Below are 15207 nucleotides of genomic sequence, written 5' to 3'. Positions count from 1 at the left end.
CGGCCACCGCGGACGTGTTCGCCGCCGGGGACACCTCCCTCGCCCACGTCGCGGTGATCGTGCGGCTGCTCGCCACCCCACCGGCCGGGCGGCTGACCCCGGAGACCTGGGCCGGCCCCGAGGCCCAGCTGGCCGACGCCGCCGCGCTGTACACCCCCCGCGAGCTGCAGCAGTGGCGCACCGCGCTGCGCGACGCCCTCGACGCCGACGGCCCGAACCCGACGACACCCCACCACCACAGGTCAACGAACTGCGCCTGACCCGGTTCGCCTCCAAGCCCGGTGGGCGGCTGACCGGCCGCTACGACGACGCGGCGCTGTTCGCGGCGATCGCCACGTCCTCGACGCCCAGGCCGCCCCGCTCACCGCCGACGACGACCGCAGCAGTGCCGAACGCCACGCCGAAGCCCTGGCCGAGGTCTGCGGGTGGGTGCTCGAGCACGGGGAGCTGCCCGCGGTCGGTGGCCGGCGCCCGACCCTGACTGTGCAGATCCGCCTCGAGGACCTGGAGAGCCGCGCCCGCGCGGGCATGCTGGAGTTCGCCGGGCAGCTCAACCCGACCGCGCTACGCCAGTTGGCCTGCGACTGCGGCGGGGTGCCGATGGTCCTCGACGGCCACGGCCAACCCCTCGACGTCGGCCGGCTCACCCGGTCGATCCCCGACGGGCTGCGCCGCGCGGTGACCTCCCGGGACGGCGGCTGCGCCCACCCCGGCTGCGACCGCCCACCCTCCTGGTGCGAAATCCATCATGTCATCCCCTGGGAACACGGAGGGCCCACCGCCCTGGGCAACCTGGTGATGCTCTGCAAGGCCCACCACCGCCAGATCCACTCCACCGACTGCGTCGTGCGCCTGCGCGACGGCATCCCGGAGTTCATCCCGCCCGCCTGGACCGACCCCGAGCAGAGACCACGAAGCCGGCCCGGCACGTGGGACCTCACGCGCGCCCACCAAGGACCGCGGATCGCCGAGTTCGCCTGAGAAGGGCGAGGTGGCCCGTCGTTCGGCTTTGCTTGTGCGGAGTTCGGGATGGCGGCCGCGAGGCGGCGCGCCGGGGTGCGGACCGGCGGCGCGATCGTGACCTTCTCCAGCTCGGTCGTGAAGCTCGCAGCCGGGTCTCCAGCCTGACCACCGAGGGCCTGGTCCTCGCCGGGGTCGCGGTCCCGGCCGGCGGTTCCGGTGCCTGGATCCGGTGATGCGTTCGCACCGGTCCGAGCCGGGCTCGCCGACGCCCGCCTAGACCACGACCCAGGCCGCTCCGCCCGCGGCCGGTGTCGCTGGGCGGGACTCGGGAAGGACCCGTCCCGATCACCCCGAGCAGCCGGAGCTTCCGCAGCTTCGGAGCCGCCGCGCTCGTCGAGGTCCAGGCGCAGCGCGCGGGTGAGTGTGGTGGCACCTGGAGGGAGGCTATGGCCCGTGGGCCTGCCTCGCGCACCGTCTTCGTCGCCGGCGGCACCTCCGGCCTCGGCTCGTCCGGCGCTTCGCCGCGTCCGGCAGCTCAGACGCCGAACGATGACGCGTCGAAGGCCGGCGTGCCCGCCTACCCCGAGGCGCTGCGCTCTGCTCGACGGCGCCCACGCCGACCTGGTCGCGCGGCGCTCGCGCTCCCGCTGCACCCCGCGTTGAGTGCCCTCAGCAACCATCCTCCGCGGTGGGCGCGAAGAGGCCCCAGGCGCCGCAGGACAGGCACTGGCGGTAGCTGACCGTGCCGTCGGAGGTGGGGTGGTGCGACCCGGCGGCCCAGGTGTGCCGGTGTTCCGGGTTCTGCAGGGCCCGGCCGGGCCGGACCGTGATGAGCGTGGTGGGCATCGTCGTTCCTCTCGTGGGTTCTCGCCGGACCGTCCGGCTGGGGCTCCTCGCCCTGCACCCACGCTCTCGTCTCCCGGCTCCGCCGAAGATCCGGTGACCGACGGACGTCCCGCCCGACGCCCGGGTCGGCCGATCGGCCGACCAGTCTCAGCCCGCGCCCAGCGTCGCCTTCGCCCGCTCCAGCCCCTCGTCCGCGACCACGCCGCGGATCGCCTTCTTGTCGTACTTGCCGACGCTCGTCTTGGGGACCTCGGGCACGAACAGGAACTCGTCCGGGACCCAGAACTTGATGAACCCCTCGGCCAGCAGGTGCTCCCGCAGCTCGTCCGACGTGAGGGAGTCGTCCGAGGGCACCACGCAGGCCAGCGGGCGTTCGAGCCACTTCTCGTCCTCGATCCCGACGACGGTGGCCTCGGCGACCTTGGGGTGCAGCATCAGCGAGTTCTCCAGGTCGATCGTGGAGATCCACTCGCCGCCGGACTTGATCAGGTCCTTGGAGCGGTCCTTGAGCAGCACGTAGCCCTCGGGGTCGATGCAGCCGACGTCGCCGGTCTTGAGCCAGCCGTCGATCATCGAGTCCTGCGTCCGCTCGTCCTTGTAGTACTCGGATGCGGTGAACGGGGAGCGCACGAAGAAGTCCCCGATGGACTGGCCGTCCCAGGGCAGCTCCTCGCGGGTCTCCTGGTCGCACACCTTGATCTGCAGCAGCGGGATCGGCAGCCCCTGGGTCTGCCGCAGCGCGTAGATCTCGTCCTCGTCCCCGTCGGCCAGGGTGGACTTGAGCGCGAAGAAGCAGATCTGCGGGGAGTTCTCGGTCATGCCGTAGCCCTGCATGACCTCGCAGTCGTACTCGTCGCGGAACCACTTCATCACCGCCTTCGACGGCGCCTGCCCACCCAGCCACAGGGTGGAGAGGGTCGAGAGGTCCCGCGGCCGGCCCGAGGCCCGGACGGCGTCGCGGATCATCGTCCCGATCGTCACGGCCGCGTTCATCCCGGTCACGCCGAGGTCCTCGATGATGTCGACGTAGTCGGCCGGCGACGGGTGCGCGCCGGGCAGCACCAGCGTCGCGCCTTGGAGCAGCGCGGTGTGCGGGATGTTCCAGCCGTTGCAGTGGAACATCGGCGCGACCTCGAGCCACACCTGGGACTCGCTCATGTTCAGCTTGTCGTGCATGGCCAGGCACATGGCCTGCAGCACCATCGCCCGGTGCGAGTAGACGACGCCCTTCGGGTCACCGGTGGTCGCCGAGGTGAAGCACATCGCCGAGGCCGAGTGCTCGTCGAACTCCTCGAACTGCGCGTCCTCGTCGGCGGCGGCCAGGAGCTCCTCGTAGCAGTGGACCGGGAGCGACAGACGGTGCTCGGGCACCGAATCGGCGAGCACCACGACGGCCTCGACCGTGGGCAGGCCCAGCTCCAACAGGTCGGCGACGAGGTCGAGCTGGTCGACGTCGACCAGCAGCAGCCGGTCCCCGGCCTTGTCGATGGTGAACTTCTGCTGCGCCGGGGAGAGCCGCAGGTTGATCGTGTGCAGCACGGCCTGGATGCCGGGCACGCCGAAGTACGTCTCGAGGTGCCGGTAGTGGTTCCAGGCCAGTGTGCCGACGCGGTCGCCCGGCCCGATGCCCAGTGTTCGCAGGGCGTCGCCGAGCCGGCGGGCCCGCTTGCCGAAGTCCCGGTAGGTGTAGCGGTGGTACTCGCCCGGCCCGAGCCGGGTGACGATCTGCTTGTCCGCGAACAGTCGCTCCGTACGCCAGAGGAACGAGTGCAGGAGCAGCTGGCTGTCGAACATCAGACCGCGCATGGGCGCCTCCACGGTGAGACCCGGATCACGGTGGAGCGTGACATGCTACTGATCCGCCGGGCAACCCCCGGCGGCCGCGATCACCCCTTCCGGACCTCCCGCGCGGTGCGGCCGAACCGGGCGCGGAAGGCACGGCTGAAGTGCGAGGCGTCGACGAAGCCGCGGTCGAAGGCCAGCTCGGAGATGGTGCGGTGGCGCTGGGCGGGGTCGAGCAGGTCGGCGCGCACGGCGTCGAGCCGCTGCGCCCAGATCCACTCGGCCAGGGAGCAGGGCTCGTCGGCAAAGGCGCGGTGCAGGCTGCTGACGGACGTGTGCAGTGCGGCGGCGAGGGCGGCGACGCTGAGCCCGGGGTCGCCGAGGTGGCGGCGGACGTGGGCCTTGACCTGCTCCCGCCGGGCCGCGAGCGAGGGCTCCGGCCGGGGCGCCTCGCCGAGCGAGCTGAGGCCCGCCACCACGATGTGCTCGACGCCCTGCGCGACGGCGGCGGCCGCGCCCGGTTCCAGCACGTCGACGTCGAGCGCGAGGGTCCGGATCATCTCGATCATGAGGTGCCCGGCGCCTTCGGCACCCTGCACCCGCCGGGCCGTCAACGCCGGGGTGTCCCGCAGCCGCGACCGCAACGTCGGCCCCGGCAGCATCAGGACGTACTGCTGGAACGGCCCGTCGAACTGCAGCGTGTAGGGCCGGGTGGAGTCGTAGAGCGCGAAGTCGCCCGGCGCCAGCTCGGCGGTCCGGTCGTCCTGGCTGATCCGGCCGGCGCCCCGGGTCTGCAGGCTGACGAGGAAGTAGTCCTCGGCGGTGGAGGCGATCAGGGACGGCGTCCGGACGACGTGCTGGGCGGTGGCGGTGACCCGCGACAGCTCCAGCGTGGCGAGGGAGTCGACCCGGATGTCGCCCACGACGTCGCCGTCGGGCGCCGTGCAGGAGAGCCGGACGTAGGCGTCGGAGACGGCCGCGTTCCAGAAGTCGAGACGGTCGCGCGCCTCGATCGTGTCCGTGGTGAGCACGCGCGCCATGCACCGACGGTAGGGAGCCCGCGCGGGGCCGACAAGGGTGTGCGCCGCAGAGTCAACGAGGACGACACGCAGGGACCATCACCGGGATTCCGGACCCGTCACGCTGCCGGCATGAGCATCGAGCACCCCCGCTTCCGCGCCGCCGCCGTGCAGGCCGCCCCGGAGTTCCTCGACCTCGACGCGGGCGTCGACAAGGCCGTCGCGCTGATCGCCGAGGCCGCCGCGAACGGGGCCGGGCTGATCGGCTTCCCGGAGACCTGGCTGCCCGGCTACCCCTGGTTCATCTGGCTCGACGCCCCGGCGTGGGGCCTGCAGTTCTTCCCCCGCTACCACGACAACTCGCTGGTCTACGGCTCGCCGCAGGCCGACCGGCTGGCCGCCGCCGCCCGCGACCACGGGATCACCGTGGTGCTGGGGATCTCGGAGAAGCACGCCGGCAGCCTCTACATCGCCCAGTGGATGATCGGCCCGGACGGCGGGACGATCGCGCGGCGGCGCAAGCTCAAGCCCACCCACGTCGAGCGCACGGTGTTCGGCGAGGGCGACGGCAGCGACCTCTCCGTGTACGACACCCCGCTCGGCCGGCTCGGCGGGCTCTGCTGCTGGGAGCACCTGCAGCCGCTGTCGAAGTACGCGATGTACGCCCAGAACGAGCAGGTCCACGTGGGCGCGTGGCCGAGCTTCTCGCTCTACGAGGGCGGGGCGTACGCGCTCGGCCCGGAGGTCAACACCGCCGCCAGCCGCGTGTACGCGGTGGAGGGGCAGACGTTCGTGATCGCCCCGTGCGCGACCGTGTCGCCGGAGATGGTCGAGCTGATGTGCACCGACGACACCAAGCGCGCGCTGCTCAAGCCCGGCGGCGGGTACGCCGGGGTCTACGCCCCGGACGGCCGGCTGATCTCCGAGCCGCTCGCGCCCGACGCCGAGGGCCTGGTCTACGCCGACGTCGACCTCGGCCTGATCTCGCTGGCCAAGGCGGCGGCCGACCCCGCCGGGCACTACTCGCGCCCGGACGTCACGCGGCTCCTGCTCAACAAGACCCCCGGTGACCGGGTCGTGCCGTTCTCCGCGCCGGGCGTCGAGCTGGAGGGCGAGCTCGGCCCGGAGGCCGAGCGGGCCGCGGCGATCGCGGGTCAGTAGCTCCGCGGCAGCCCCAGCACGTGCTGGGCGAGGTAGTTCAGCACCATCTCCTGCGGCACCGGCGCGATCCGCTGCAGCCGGGCCTCCCGGAAGTACCGCTCCACGTGGTACTCGCGGGCGTAGCCGAACCCGCCGTGGGTCTGGACGGCGGCGTCGGCGGCCTGGAACGCGGCCTCGGCGGCGAGGTACTTGGCGGTGTTGGCCTGCTCGCCGGCGTGCAGGCCGCGGTCGATCCGCCAGGACGCGTCGCGGATGACCAGCTCGGCGGCGCGCAGCCGGGCGTGCGCGTCGGCGAGCGGGAAGGCGATGCCCTGGTTCGACCCGATCGGCCGGTCGAACACGACCCGCTCGCCGGCGTAGGCGACGGCGCGGCGCAGGGCGGCCCGCCCGATGCCGAGCGCCTCGGCGGCGATGAGCACGCGTTCGGCGTTGAGGCCGTCGAGCAGGTAGCGGAAGCCCGCGCCCTCCTCGCCGACCCGGTTCTCCACCGGCACCCGCAGCCCGTCGTAGACGACCTCGCAGGAGGCGACGGCATTGCGCCCCAGCTTGTCGATCGGCGAGATCGTGACGGCCGGGTCCTGCAGGTCGGCGACCAGCAGCGTCATGCCCTGGGTCGGCTTCGCCGCCTCGGCCCGCGGCGTGGTGCGGACCAGCAGCAGGACCTTGTCCGACTCCAGGGCCTTCGAGGTCCAGACCTTGCGCCCGTGCACGACGTAGGCATCGCCGTCGAGCACGGCCCGGGTGGTGACGTTCGTGGTGTCCAGCCCGGCGTCGGGCTCGGTCACGCCGAACGCCACGTGCAGCTTCCCCGACGCGACGTCCGGGAGTACGCGGTGGCGCAGGTCGTCGCTGCCGTGCAGCACGACCGGGTGCATCCCGAAGATCGACATGTGGATCGCGCTGGCGCCGTTCATGCATGCCCCGGACGCGGCGACCTCCTCCAGCACGATCGACGCCTCGGTGATCCCGCGCCCGCCGCCGCCGTACTCCTCCGGCATCGCGATGCCGATCCAGCCGCCCTCGGCCATCGCGGCGTAGAACTCCCACGGGAACGTGTGGGTGCTGTCCCGCTCGCTCCAGTAGTCGTCGTCGAACCGGGCGCAGAGGGCGCGCACCGCCTCGCGGATCAGCCGGTGGTCGTCCTCCTCGGTGAAGTCCACGCGTCTACGAGTACAGGTCCGCGTGGGCGGCGCGCAGCTTGTACTTGAGGACCTTGCCGCCGACGGTGTCCGGCAACGACTCCGTGAACACCACGGCCTTCGGCGTCTCGTGACCCGCGAGCCGCGCGCGGCAGTACGCGATGATCTCGTCCGCCTCGGGCTTGCGGCCGTCCCGCGGCACGACGACGGCCGTCACCGCCTCGCCCCAGTGCTCGTGCGGGAGCCCGATCACCGCCGCGCGCAGCACGTCCGGGTGCTCGTGCAGGACGGCCTCGACGCGGATGCTCGACACGTTCTCGCCACCGGACTTCACGATGTCCTTGTACCGGTCGACCATGACGCGCAGGCCGTCCTCGTCGACGGTCGCGGAGTCGCCGGAGTGGAACCAGCCGCCGCGGAAGGCCTCCCGGGTGGCCTCCGGGTTGCGGTAGTACCCGGCGGTCATGATCGGCGAGCGGTAGACGGCCTCGCCCGGCCGGCCGTCGCGGACCGGGTCGCCCAGCTCGTCGACCACGTCCGAGGCGAGCATCCCGCTGGGCACACCCACGTAGTTGACGGCGGGTGCGGTGCGGGCGTGGACCTCCGGCCAGCGGGTGGGCCAGAAGCGGTGGCAGGCGATCGCCTCGGTCTGGCCGAAGATCCCGAGCGTGACGAAGCCCGGTGCGGCGCGCGCCGCCAGCCGCTCCAGCACGGCGGGGGAGAGCGCACCCCAGCCGTAGACGAGGATCGACAGAGCCGAGACGTCCAGGTCGGGACGGGCCTCGAGCTCGTCGGCCAGCGCGGTGACGAACTGCGGGGACCCGGCCCACAGGGCGGTCGCGCGGGTGGTCGCGGTGGCCTCGGCGACCGGCCCCGGGGCGGGGCGGCGGCCGAGCGCGACGGAGCCGCCGGAGACGAAGGCGCCGAACGGGAACAGCTCGTCGCCGATGTGGTAGATCATCGGCAGGAACGTGCAGAGCCGCAGGTCCGAGTCGTGCCGCAGGCCGCGCGTGAGCGAGAGCGCGAAGTTGAGCGCCGCCAGGTGCGCGTAGCTGTGCGAGAGCATCACGCCCTTCGGCATCGCGGTGGTGCCGGAGGTGAACAGCAGCTGCCAGATGTCGTCGCCGTGGATCTCGACCTCGGGCTCCCCGGCCGGCGCCCCGGCGACGAGCTCGCCGAACGCCGGGCTGCCCGCCACCGGCCCGCCGCCGACCGTGATCGTGGCGCCCACGGTCAGCCCCGTGACCGCGAACACCTGCTCGACGCGCGGCCACAGCTCCGCGTCGACGAACGCGAACCGCGGCTCGGTCAGCCCGATCAGGTGCTCGAGGACGTCCGCCGCCAGGCTGGGGTTCAGCGGCACGGCGACCATGCCGGCCTTCGCGATCCCGATCTTCGCCAGCAGTGCCTCGACCGAGTTCTCGCAGATCAGCAGCACCCGGTCGCCGGGGGCGAGCCCCGCCCCGGCCAACGCCTGGGCGACCCGGTTCGCCGTGTCGTCCGCCTCCCGGTAGGTGACCTCGGCGAAGCGCTCCTCGCCGCAGGCCCCGTCGACGGCCGTGAGCGCGACCTTGTCCGGGTAGCTCCAGGTCAGCCGCTCGAAGAGGTCGCCGACCGAGGTGCGTTCCCAGCGGTGGACGGCCCGCCGCCCGCGCAGGGTCTCGACGTCGATCGAGGCGGGATCGGGCAACGCCGTGCCGTGCGGCTGGAGGGGCAGCATGCGGGCCAGCATGCCGTGATCGCCGTCACGATGGCAAGAATCCAGTCATTCTCGGTTCACTCGGCCGCGTGCCGCTCGGCCCCCGCGGGCGCGGCCGCGGCGGGCTCCACGCCGAGGCACGCGTGGGCCATCCCGTCGAGCAGGTCGGCCTGCCGCTCGTCGGCCAGCCCGCTGCGGAAGAACAACGTCGACTGGATTGCGCCGATGGCGGCGTGCACGGCCAGGCGGAGCTCGCCGTCGGCCAGGTCGCGGCGCAGCGGGGCCAGCACGTGCACCCAGTCCTCGAGGTAGTGCCGCTGCAGCCGGCGCAGCCGCCGCCGGTCCTCCTCGGGCAGCGTGTGCACCTCGCGGTGGTAGACGGCGAGCACGCTCCGGTCCTCGATCGCCACCCGGATGTGGTCCCTGACCAGCGCGGACAGGTGGGTCCGCTCGTCACCCGGGCCCGCCAGCACCGCCCCGGCGCCCTCCTGCAGGCGGGCCATCACCCGGTCGAGCAGGGCGACGAGGATCGCGGTCTTGCTGTCGAAGTGCCGGTAGACGCCGGACCCGACGATCCCGGCCTCGGCGCCGATGTCCGCCATCCCGACGGTGTGGAAGCCACGCCGCGAGGCCAGCTCCGCGGCGGCGGCCAGGATCCGCTCGCGGCGCTCCGGGTCCCGCCGGCTGCGCCCGCCGGCGGCCGTACCGGGGGTGGCGGCGGTGGTGGGGACGGTCGACATCTGGTCATCATGGCAGCCGCACGGTAGGGTCCGCCACGAGTGAACCAGGAATCACAATCTGGGTTCCGGGAGACGCGACGGGAGTCGGAGTGGACTTCGCCGAGAGCGACGAGCACCGCGACCTGCGGGCGGCGGTCGGGGCCGTCGCGGCGCCCTACGGGGGCGCGTACTACGTCGAGCACGCCCGCGCGGGCACCGAGTGCACCGAGCTGTGGCACGCCCTCGGCGACTCCGGCTTCGCCGGGGTCAACGTGCCGGAGGAGTACGGCGGGGGCGGCGGTGGCCTCGTCGAGCTCGCGCTGGTGTGCGAGGAGATCGCAGCGCAGGGCGCGCCGATCCTGCTGCTGCTGGTCACGCACGCGATCTCGGCGGAGGTGATCGCCGAGTACGGCACCGAGGAGCAGCGCAAGGAGTGGCTGCCCGGGCTCGCGAGCGGGCGGCGGAAGGTGGTCTTCGCGATCACCGAGCCCGAAGCCGGGTCCAACACCCACAAGCTCTCCACGCGGGCGCGGGGCGTGGGGGACGAGTGGATCGTGACCGGCGAGAAGTACTACATCTCCGGCGTCGACGACGCGGAGGCGCTGCTGCTGGTGGCGCGCACGGGGGACGAGGGGCAGCTGTCGCTGTTCCTGGTCCCCACCGACGCGCCCGGCCTGCAGAAGACCGTGCTGCCGGTCGACGTCATGCTCCCGGAGAAGCAGTTCACGTTGCACTTCGACGAGGTCCGGCTGCCGGCGTCGGCGCTGGTCGGCGCGGAGGGCCAGGGCTTCCGGCAGGTCTTCCACGGGCTCAACCCCGAGCGGATCACCGGCGCCGCGCTCTGCGTCGGCATCGCGCGCTACGCCCTGGACCGCGCCGCGCGGTACGCGAAGGACCGGCAGGTGTGGGACCGGCCGATCGGCGCGCACCAGGGTGTCGCGCACCCGCTGGCGAAGGCGAAGATCGAGACCGAGCTGGCCGCGCTGATGACCCGCAAGGCCGCCTGGCTGCACCAGAACGGGCTGCCGGCCGGCGAGGCGTCGAACATGGCGAAGTACGCGGCGGCCGAGGCCGCGCTGGCCGCGTGCGACGCCGCGATGCAGACCCACGGCGGCAACGGCGTGGCGCAGGAGTTCGGGCTGCTCCCGTACTGGGGGCTGGCCCGGCTGCTGCGGATCGCCCCGGTGAACCGGGAGATGATCCTCAACTTCGTCGCCCAGCACAGCCTGGGCCTCCCGCGGTCCTACTGAGAACCCACCGGCCCCGGACCGGGCCCTCGAACCACGCTGACCCGCCGATCGCCGAGAACAGGAGCGCTCATGTCGATGATCAACCGGGTCAACGTCGGCGACGCGCTGACCCGCTCCGCCTTCGCCCGTCCCGACCACCTCGCCGTGGTGGACGGGGACCGCCGCTGGACCTACGCCGAGCTCGACGCCTGGGTGAACCGGCTCGCCCGCGGCCTGTTGGACCGCGGCTACCGGGTCGGCGACGCGCTCGCCCTGGCCTCGGCGAACAGCGCCGAGTTCCTCGCGGTGTACTACGCCTGCGCCAAGGCCGGCGTGGTGTGCGTGCCGATCAACCTGGGCTGGCGGCCGCCCGAGATCGCCTACGTCCTCGACCACTCGCGGGCACGGGGGATCGTGGTGGAGAGCGGGCTGCTGGCGGGCCTGGACGGGCTCGACCTGCCCGAGACGTTCGTCGTCGGCGACGGCCCGACCACCCTCGCCGACCTCGAGTCCGCCGACGGCTCCCCGGTCGAGGTGGAGATCCCCGACCGCGCGCCGCTGAGCTACCTCTACACGTCGGGGACGACGTCGTTCCCCAAGGGCGTGGTGGGCACGCACCTGGCGATCCACATCGAGTCGATGTCCGCCGCGCTCGACTCCGGCTGGACGGCCGCGGACCGCTTCATCGCGATGATGCCGATGTTCCACACGGCGCAGCTCAACGCCTTCTGCACGCCCGCGGTCACCGTCGGCGCCACGATCCACGTGCACCGCGGCTTCGAGCCCGAGCGGTTCCTCGACACCATCGAGCGCGAGAGGATCACCCAGGTCTTCGGTCTGCCGATGATGTACCGCGCGGCGCTGGAGCACCCGTCGTTCGGCTCCCGGGACCTGTCCTCGCTGAAGCGTGCCGTCTACGCGATGGCGCCGATGCCGGAGGCGCAGATCAAGGCCTGCCTCGACGGGTTCGGGTGCGATTTCGCGCTGCTGTTCGGCCAGACCGAGATGTCGCCGATCACCACGCTGTTCCGGCCGGAGCACCAGCTCACCCACGTCGGCGCCGTCGGCACCCCGCTGACCGGCGTCCAGGTCGCGATCATGGGGCCGGACGGGGAGCTGCTCCCGCGTGGCGAGCAGGGCGAGATCGTCTACCGCGGGCCGTCGACCATGCAGGAGTACCTCCGCAACCCGGAGGCGACCGCGGAGGCGTTCCGGCACGGCTGGTTCCACTCCGGCGACGTCGGGCGCTTCGGCGAGGACGGGGTTCTCTGGTTCGCCGACCGCTCCAAGGACGTGATCAAGACCGGCGGCGAGAACGTCGCGTCGATCGAGGTGGAGCGGGCGGTGTACGACGCCGAGCGGAAGGTCGCCGAGGTCGTGGTGGTCGGGCTGCCGCACGAGCGGTGGAGCGAGGCGATCACCGCCGTCGTGGTGCCGAAGCCGGGGGAGACGGTCGACCCGGAGGCGCTGCGGGTCGCCCTCAAGGACCGGCTCGACGGCTACAAGGTGCCCAAGTCCGTGATCGTCGTCGACGAGCTGCCGCGGACCTCGACCGGGAAGATCCAGAAGAACGTCGTCCGCGAGAGCTTCGCGGACCACTACGGGGGACGCTGATGCCCGTCCTGAAGACCCTGCTCGACGTCTCGTCGGAGACCTACGCGAGCAACCGCGCGGCCCAGCTGGAGGTGATCGACCAGTTGGACGAGCAGCTGGAGCTGGCGATCGCCGGCGGCGGGGAGCGCTACACGCAGCGGCACCGCGACCGCGGCAAGCTCCCGGTGCGCGAGCGGCTGGAGCTGCTGCTCGACCCGGACAGCCCGTTCCTGGAGCTCTCCCCGCTCGCGGCGTGGGGCACCGAGTTCACCGTGGGCGCCTCGGTGCTCACCGGGATCGGCGTGGTGTCCGGGGTCGAGTGCGTGGTGATCGGGCACGACCCGACCGTGCGCGGCGGCGCGATGAACCCGTACTCGCTGAAGAAGACGTTGCGCGCGTTGGAGATCGCGCGGATCAACCGGCTCCCGGTGATCAACCTCGTCGAGTCCGGTGGTGCCGACCTGCCCACCCAGGCGGACCTGTTCGTGCCGGCCGGGCGGATCTTCCACGAGCTCACGGAGCTCTCCTCGCTGGCCGTCCCGACGGTCGCGCTGGTGTTCGGCAACTCCACCGCCGGCGGCGCGTACGTGCCCGGCATGTGCGACTACGCCGTGCTGGTCGACCGGCAGGCGAAGGTGTTCCTGGGCGGCCCGCCGCTGGTCAAGATGGCCACCGGCGAGGAGTCGGACGACGAGTCCCTCGGCGGCGCGGAGATGCACTCGCGGATCTCCGGCCTCTCGGACTACTTCGCGGCCGACGAGCGCGACGCCATCCGGTTGGGCCGGCAGATCATGTCCCGGATCAACTGGCACAAGCTCGGGCCGGCGCCGGCGGCGAACCCGGAGCCCCCGAAGTACGACCCCGAGGAGATCCTCGGGATCGTCCCGCCGGACCCGAAGGTCCCGTTCGACCCGCGGGAGATCCTGGCCCGCACCGTCGACGGCTCGGACTTCGACGAGTACAAGCCGCTGTACGGGACGTCGCTGGTCACCGGCTGGGCCTCGATCCACGGCTATCCCGTCGGGGTCCTCGCGAACCACCGGGGCGTGCTGTTCAGCGAGGAGGCCAAGAAGGCGACCGAGTTCATCCTGCTGGCCAACCAGACGGACACGCCGCTGATCTTCCTGCAGAACACCACCGGCTACATGGTGGGCAAGGACTACGAGCAGGGCGGGATCATCAAGGACGGCGCCAAGATGATCAACGCGGTGACCAACAGCCGGGTCCCGCACCTGACGATCAACATGGCGTCGTCGTTCGGGGCGGGGAACTACGGGATGTCCGGCCGCGCCTACGACCCGCGGCTGATGTTCGCCTGGCCCGGCGCGAAGCTCGCGGTGATGGGCGCCGCGCAGCTCGCCGGCGTCATGTCCATCGTGGGGCGGGCGTCGGCGGCGTCGCAGGGCAAGCCGTTCGACGAGGAGGCCGACGCCGCCCGCACCCGCGCGATCGAGCAGCAGATCGAGGCGGAGTCGCACAGCTTCTTCGTCACCGCCAAGCTCTACGACGACGGCATCGTCGACCCCCGCGACACCCGCACCGTGCTCGGCCTGTCCCTGTCCGCCGTGCACTCCCAGACCGTCGCCGGCCGCCGCGGCTTCGGCGTCTTCCGGATGTGAGCTGCATGATCCAGAAACTGCTGGTGGCCAACCGCGGGGAGATCGCCGCGCGCGTCATGCGCACCGCCCACGCCCTCGGCATCGCCACCGTGGCCGTGTACTCCGACCCTGATGCGGACGCCCCGTTCGTCCGGCTCGCCGACGAGGCGGTGCGCCTCCCCGGTGCCGCCCCGTCGGCCACCTACCTGCGCGGCGACCTGGTGATCGAGGCGGCCCGCGCGACCGGCGCGGACGCGGTCCACCCCGGGTACGGGTTCCTGTCGGAGAACGCCGGGTTCGCCCGGGACTGCGCGGCGGCCGGGCTGACCTTCGTCGGGCCCTCGCCGGAGGCGATCGCCTCGATGGGCTCGAAGCTCGAGGCCAAGGCGCTGATGGACAAGGCGGGCGTGCCGGTCCTGCCCGGGGCGACCGTCCAGGAGGACACCGACCTGAATGCGGTCGCCGCGGAGATCGGCTTCCCGGTGCTGGTCAAGGCCGCGTTCGGCGGCGGGGGCCGGGGCATGCGCGTCGTCCACGACCCGGCGGAGCTCGCCGACGCCGTGGCGGGCGCACGGCGGGAGGCCGCGTCGGCGTTCGGCGACGGGACGGTGTTCCTGGAGCGGTTCGTCGTCGACCCCCGGCACGTCGAGGTGCAGATCGTCGGCGACACCCACGGCGAGGTCGTGCACCTGTTCGAGCGCGAGTGCTCGATCCAGCGGCGCTACCAGAAGATCGTCGAGGAGAGCCCGTCGCCGGCGGTCGACGACGCCCTGCGCGCCGAGCTCGGCGCCGCCGCCGTCGCCGCGGGCAAGGCGATCGGGTACACCGGGGCCGGGACCGTGGAGTTCGTCCTCGACCAGGACGGCAGGTTCTTCTTCCTCGAGGTCAACACGCGCCTGCAGGTCGAGCACCCCGTCACGGAGCTGGTCACCGGCCTGGACCTGGTGGCCCTGCAGCTGCGGGTGGCCGAGGGCGAGCCGCTGCCGCCCGAGGTGACCGGCGCCGTGCTCGACGGGCACGCGATCGAGGTCCGGCTCTACGCCGAGGACGTCCCGGCCGGGTTCCTCCCCGCCACCGGCACGCTGCACCGCTTCCGCATCCCCGACCTGGCCGGCCTCCGGCTGGACACCGGGGTCGAGGACGGCTCGGTCGTCAGCCCGCACTACGACCCCATGCTCGCCAAGGTGGTCGCCCACGGCCGCACCCGCGCCGAGGCCGCCCGCACGCTGGCCCGGGCGTTGCAGCGCGCCGAGATCCACGGCGTCACCACCAACCGGGACCTGCTCGTCGACATCCTCCGCGAGCCCGAGTTCCTCGCCGGCCGCACCGACACCGGCTACCTGACCAGGCACTCCGTGCTCGTGAGTGGCGGGGGGGGGGGCGGCGGCCCACCCCCCCACCAAGCCCATGAGGCGGGGCGGGGGGGGGCCGGGGGGGAACCGGCCCCGGGCGCCCCGCG

General features: G+C 72.7%; 14 protein-coding genes and 1 pseudogene. 8 read left to right on the top strand and 7 right to left on the bottom strand.

The window, feature by feature from the left end:
- Window positions 1–260 (top strand): DUF222 domain-containing protein (locus AB0B41_RS23720; protein ID WP_358206813.1); only part of this gene is annotated, 260 nt, incomplete at its 5' end.
- Window positions 261–300: 40 nt separating this feature from the next.
- Here AB0B41_RS23720 and AB0B41_RS23715 read toward each other — a convergent pair.
- Window positions 301–441: a hypothetical protein gene (locus AB0B41_RS23715; protein ID WP_358206811.1), complete on the bottom strand. Its 141-nt coding sequence runs from the start codon at window positions 439–441 to the stop codon at window positions 301–303.
- On the opposite strand from AB0B41_RS23715, the pseudogene AB0B41_RS23710 reads away from it, so the two are divergent.
- Both AB0B41_RS23710 and AB0B41_RS23705 read left to right on the top strand, forming a co-directional pair.
- Window positions 394–633: pseudogene (locus AB0B41_RS23710) on the top strand (hypothetical protein); the annotation flags it as partial. The gene AB0B41_RS23715 and the pseudogene AB0B41_RS23710 overlap by 48 nt on opposite strands.
- 45 nt (window positions 634–678) lie before the next feature.
- The gene (locus tag AB0B41_RS23705; RefSeq protein WP_358206823.1) at window positions 679–981 is read left to right on the top strand and encodes an HNH endonuclease signature motif containing protein; all 303 of its coding nucleotides are present in this window, start codon (window positions 679–681) and stop codon (window positions 979–981) included.
- A 651-nt stretch (window positions 982–1632) separates the two neighbouring features.
- Here AB0B41_RS23705 and AB0B41_RS23700 read toward each other — a convergent pair.
- From AB0B41_RS23700 to AB0B41_RS23690, 3 genes are all read right to left on the bottom strand, one after another.
- Window positions 1633–1809, bottom strand: coding sequence for a hypothetical protein (locus tag AB0B41_RS23700; protein WP_358206809.1), 177 nt, complete (start codon window positions 1807–1809; stop codon window positions 1633–1635).
- A 147-nt stretch (window positions 1810–1956) separates the two neighbouring features.
- Window positions 1957–3615, bottom strand: coding sequence for a long-chain fatty acid--CoA ligase (locus AB0B41_RS23695; RefSeq protein WP_358206807.1), 1659 nt, complete (start codon window positions 3613–3615; stop codon window positions 1957–1959).
- Window positions 3616–3695: 80 nt separating this feature from the next.
- Window positions 3696–4631 carry a helix-turn-helix domain-containing protein gene (locus AB0B41_RS23690; protein WP_358206805.1) on the bottom strand — a complete coding sequence of 312 codons (936 nt, stop codon included), beginning with the start codon at window positions 4629–4631 and terminating at the stop codon, window positions 3696–3698.
- 111 nt (window positions 4632–4742) lie between these two features.
- Here AB0B41_RS23690 and AB0B41_RS23685 point away from each other — a divergent pair, with 111 nt between their 5' ends.
- Entirely contained in the window at window positions 4743–5771 is a 1029-nt protein-coding gene (locus AB0B41_RS23685) for a carbon-nitrogen hydrolase family protein (protein WP_358206802.1), read from the top strand.
- On the opposite strand, the gene AB0B41_RS23680 is transcribed toward AB0B41_RS23685, so the two are convergent.
- The 3 genes from AB0B41_RS23680 to AB0B41_RS23670 are packed head-to-tail and all read right to left on the bottom strand — an operon-like array spanning window position 5765 to window position 9349.
- Complete coding sequence (locus tag AB0B41_RS23680; protein WP_358206800.1) at window positions 5765–6931, bottom strand: acyl-CoA dehydrogenase family protein; 1167 nt, start codon at window positions 6929–6931, stop codon at window positions 5765–5767. The two genes, AB0B41_RS23685 and AB0B41_RS23680, sit on opposite strands and share 7 nt — an antisense overlap.
- A 4-nt stretch (window positions 6932–6935) precedes the next feature.
- The gene (locus AB0B41_RS23675; protein WP_358206798.1) at window positions 6936–8630 is read right to left on the bottom strand and encodes an AMP-binding protein; all 1695 of its coding nucleotides are present in this window, start codon (window positions 8628–8630) and stop codon (window positions 6936–6938) included.
- Window positions 8631–8686: 56 nt separating this feature from the next.
- Window positions 8687–9349, bottom strand: coding sequence for a TetR/AcrR family transcriptional regulator (locus AB0B41_RS23670; protein ID WP_358206796.1), 663 nt, complete (start codon window positions 9347–9349; stop codon window positions 8687–8689).
- 89 nt (window positions 9350–9438) lie between these two features.
- Here AB0B41_RS23670 and AB0B41_RS23665 point away from each other — a divergent pair, with 89 nt between their 5' ends.
- The 4 genes from AB0B41_RS23665 to AB0B41_RS23650 form a co-directional block, all read left to right on the top strand.
- Window positions 9439–10578, top strand: a complete 1140-nt coding sequence (locus AB0B41_RS23665) for an acyl-CoA dehydrogenase family protein (protein WP_358206794.1) — start codon at window positions 9439–9441, stop codon at window positions 10576–10578.
- A gap of 69 nt (window positions 10579–10647) precedes the next feature.
- Window positions 10648–12171, top strand: coding sequence for an AMP-binding protein (locus tag AB0B41_RS23660; RefSeq protein WP_358206792.1), 1524 nt, complete (start codon window positions 10648–10650; stop codon window positions 12169–12171).
- Window positions 12171–13769 carry a carboxyl transferase domain-containing protein gene (locus AB0B41_RS23655; protein WP_358206790.1) on the top strand — a complete coding sequence of 533 codons (1599 nt, stop codon included), beginning with the start codon at window positions 12171–12173 and terminating at the stop codon, window positions 13767–13769. The genes AB0B41_RS23660 and AB0B41_RS23655 overlap by 1 nt, the downstream gene beginning before the upstream one ends.
- 5 nt (window positions 13770–13774) lie before the next feature.
- On the top strand, window positions 13775–15207 hold a 1433-nt coding region (locus tag AB0B41_RS23650), incomplete at its 3' end, for a biotin carboxylase N-terminal domain-containing protein (RefSeq protein WP_358206787.1).

This window comes from Pseudonocardia sp. NPDC049154 (assembly GCF_040648315.1).
Lineage (GTDB): Bacteria > Actinomycetota > Actinomycetes > Mycobacteriales > Pseudonocardiaceae > Pseudonocardia.
This window is presented reverse-complemented; position numbering and strand designations above follow the sequence as displayed.

Excerpts from the sequence above, each read along its gene's own strand:
- AB0B41_RS23700 (WP_358206809.1), bottom strand. The coding sequence starts at position 1,809 with ATGCCCACCACGCTCATCACGGTCCGGCCCGGCCGGGCCCTGCAGAAC.
- AB0B41_RS23695 (WP_358206807.1), bottom strand. The coding sequence starts at position 3,615 with ATGCGCGGTCTGATGTTCGACAGCCAGCTGCTCCTGCACTCGTTCCTC.
- AB0B41_RS23690 (WP_358206805.1), bottom strand. The coding sequence starts at position 4,631 with ATGGCGCGCGTGCTCACCACGGACACGATCGAGGCGCGCGACCGTCTC.
- AB0B41_RS23685 (WP_358206802.1), top strand. The coding sequence starts at position 4,743 with ATGAGCATCGAGCACCCCCGCTTCCGCGCCGCCGCCGTGCAGGCCGCC.
- AB0B41_RS23675 (WP_358206798.1), bottom strand. The coding sequence starts at position 8,630 with ATGCTGCCCCTCCAGCCGCACGGCACGGCGTTGCCCGATCCCGCCTCG.
- AB0B41_RS23670 (WP_358206796.1), bottom strand. The coding sequence starts at position 9,349 with ATGTCGACCGTCCCCACCACCGCCGCCACCCCCGGTACGGCCGCCGGC.
- AB0B41_RS23660 (WP_358206792.1), top strand. The coding sequence starts at position 10,648 with ATGTCGATGATCAACCGGGTCAACGTCGGCGACGCGCTGACCCGCTCC.
- AB0B41_RS23655 (WP_358206790.1), top strand. The coding sequence starts at position 12,171 with ATGCCCGTCCTGAAGACCCTGCTCGACGTCTCGTCGGAGACCTACGCG.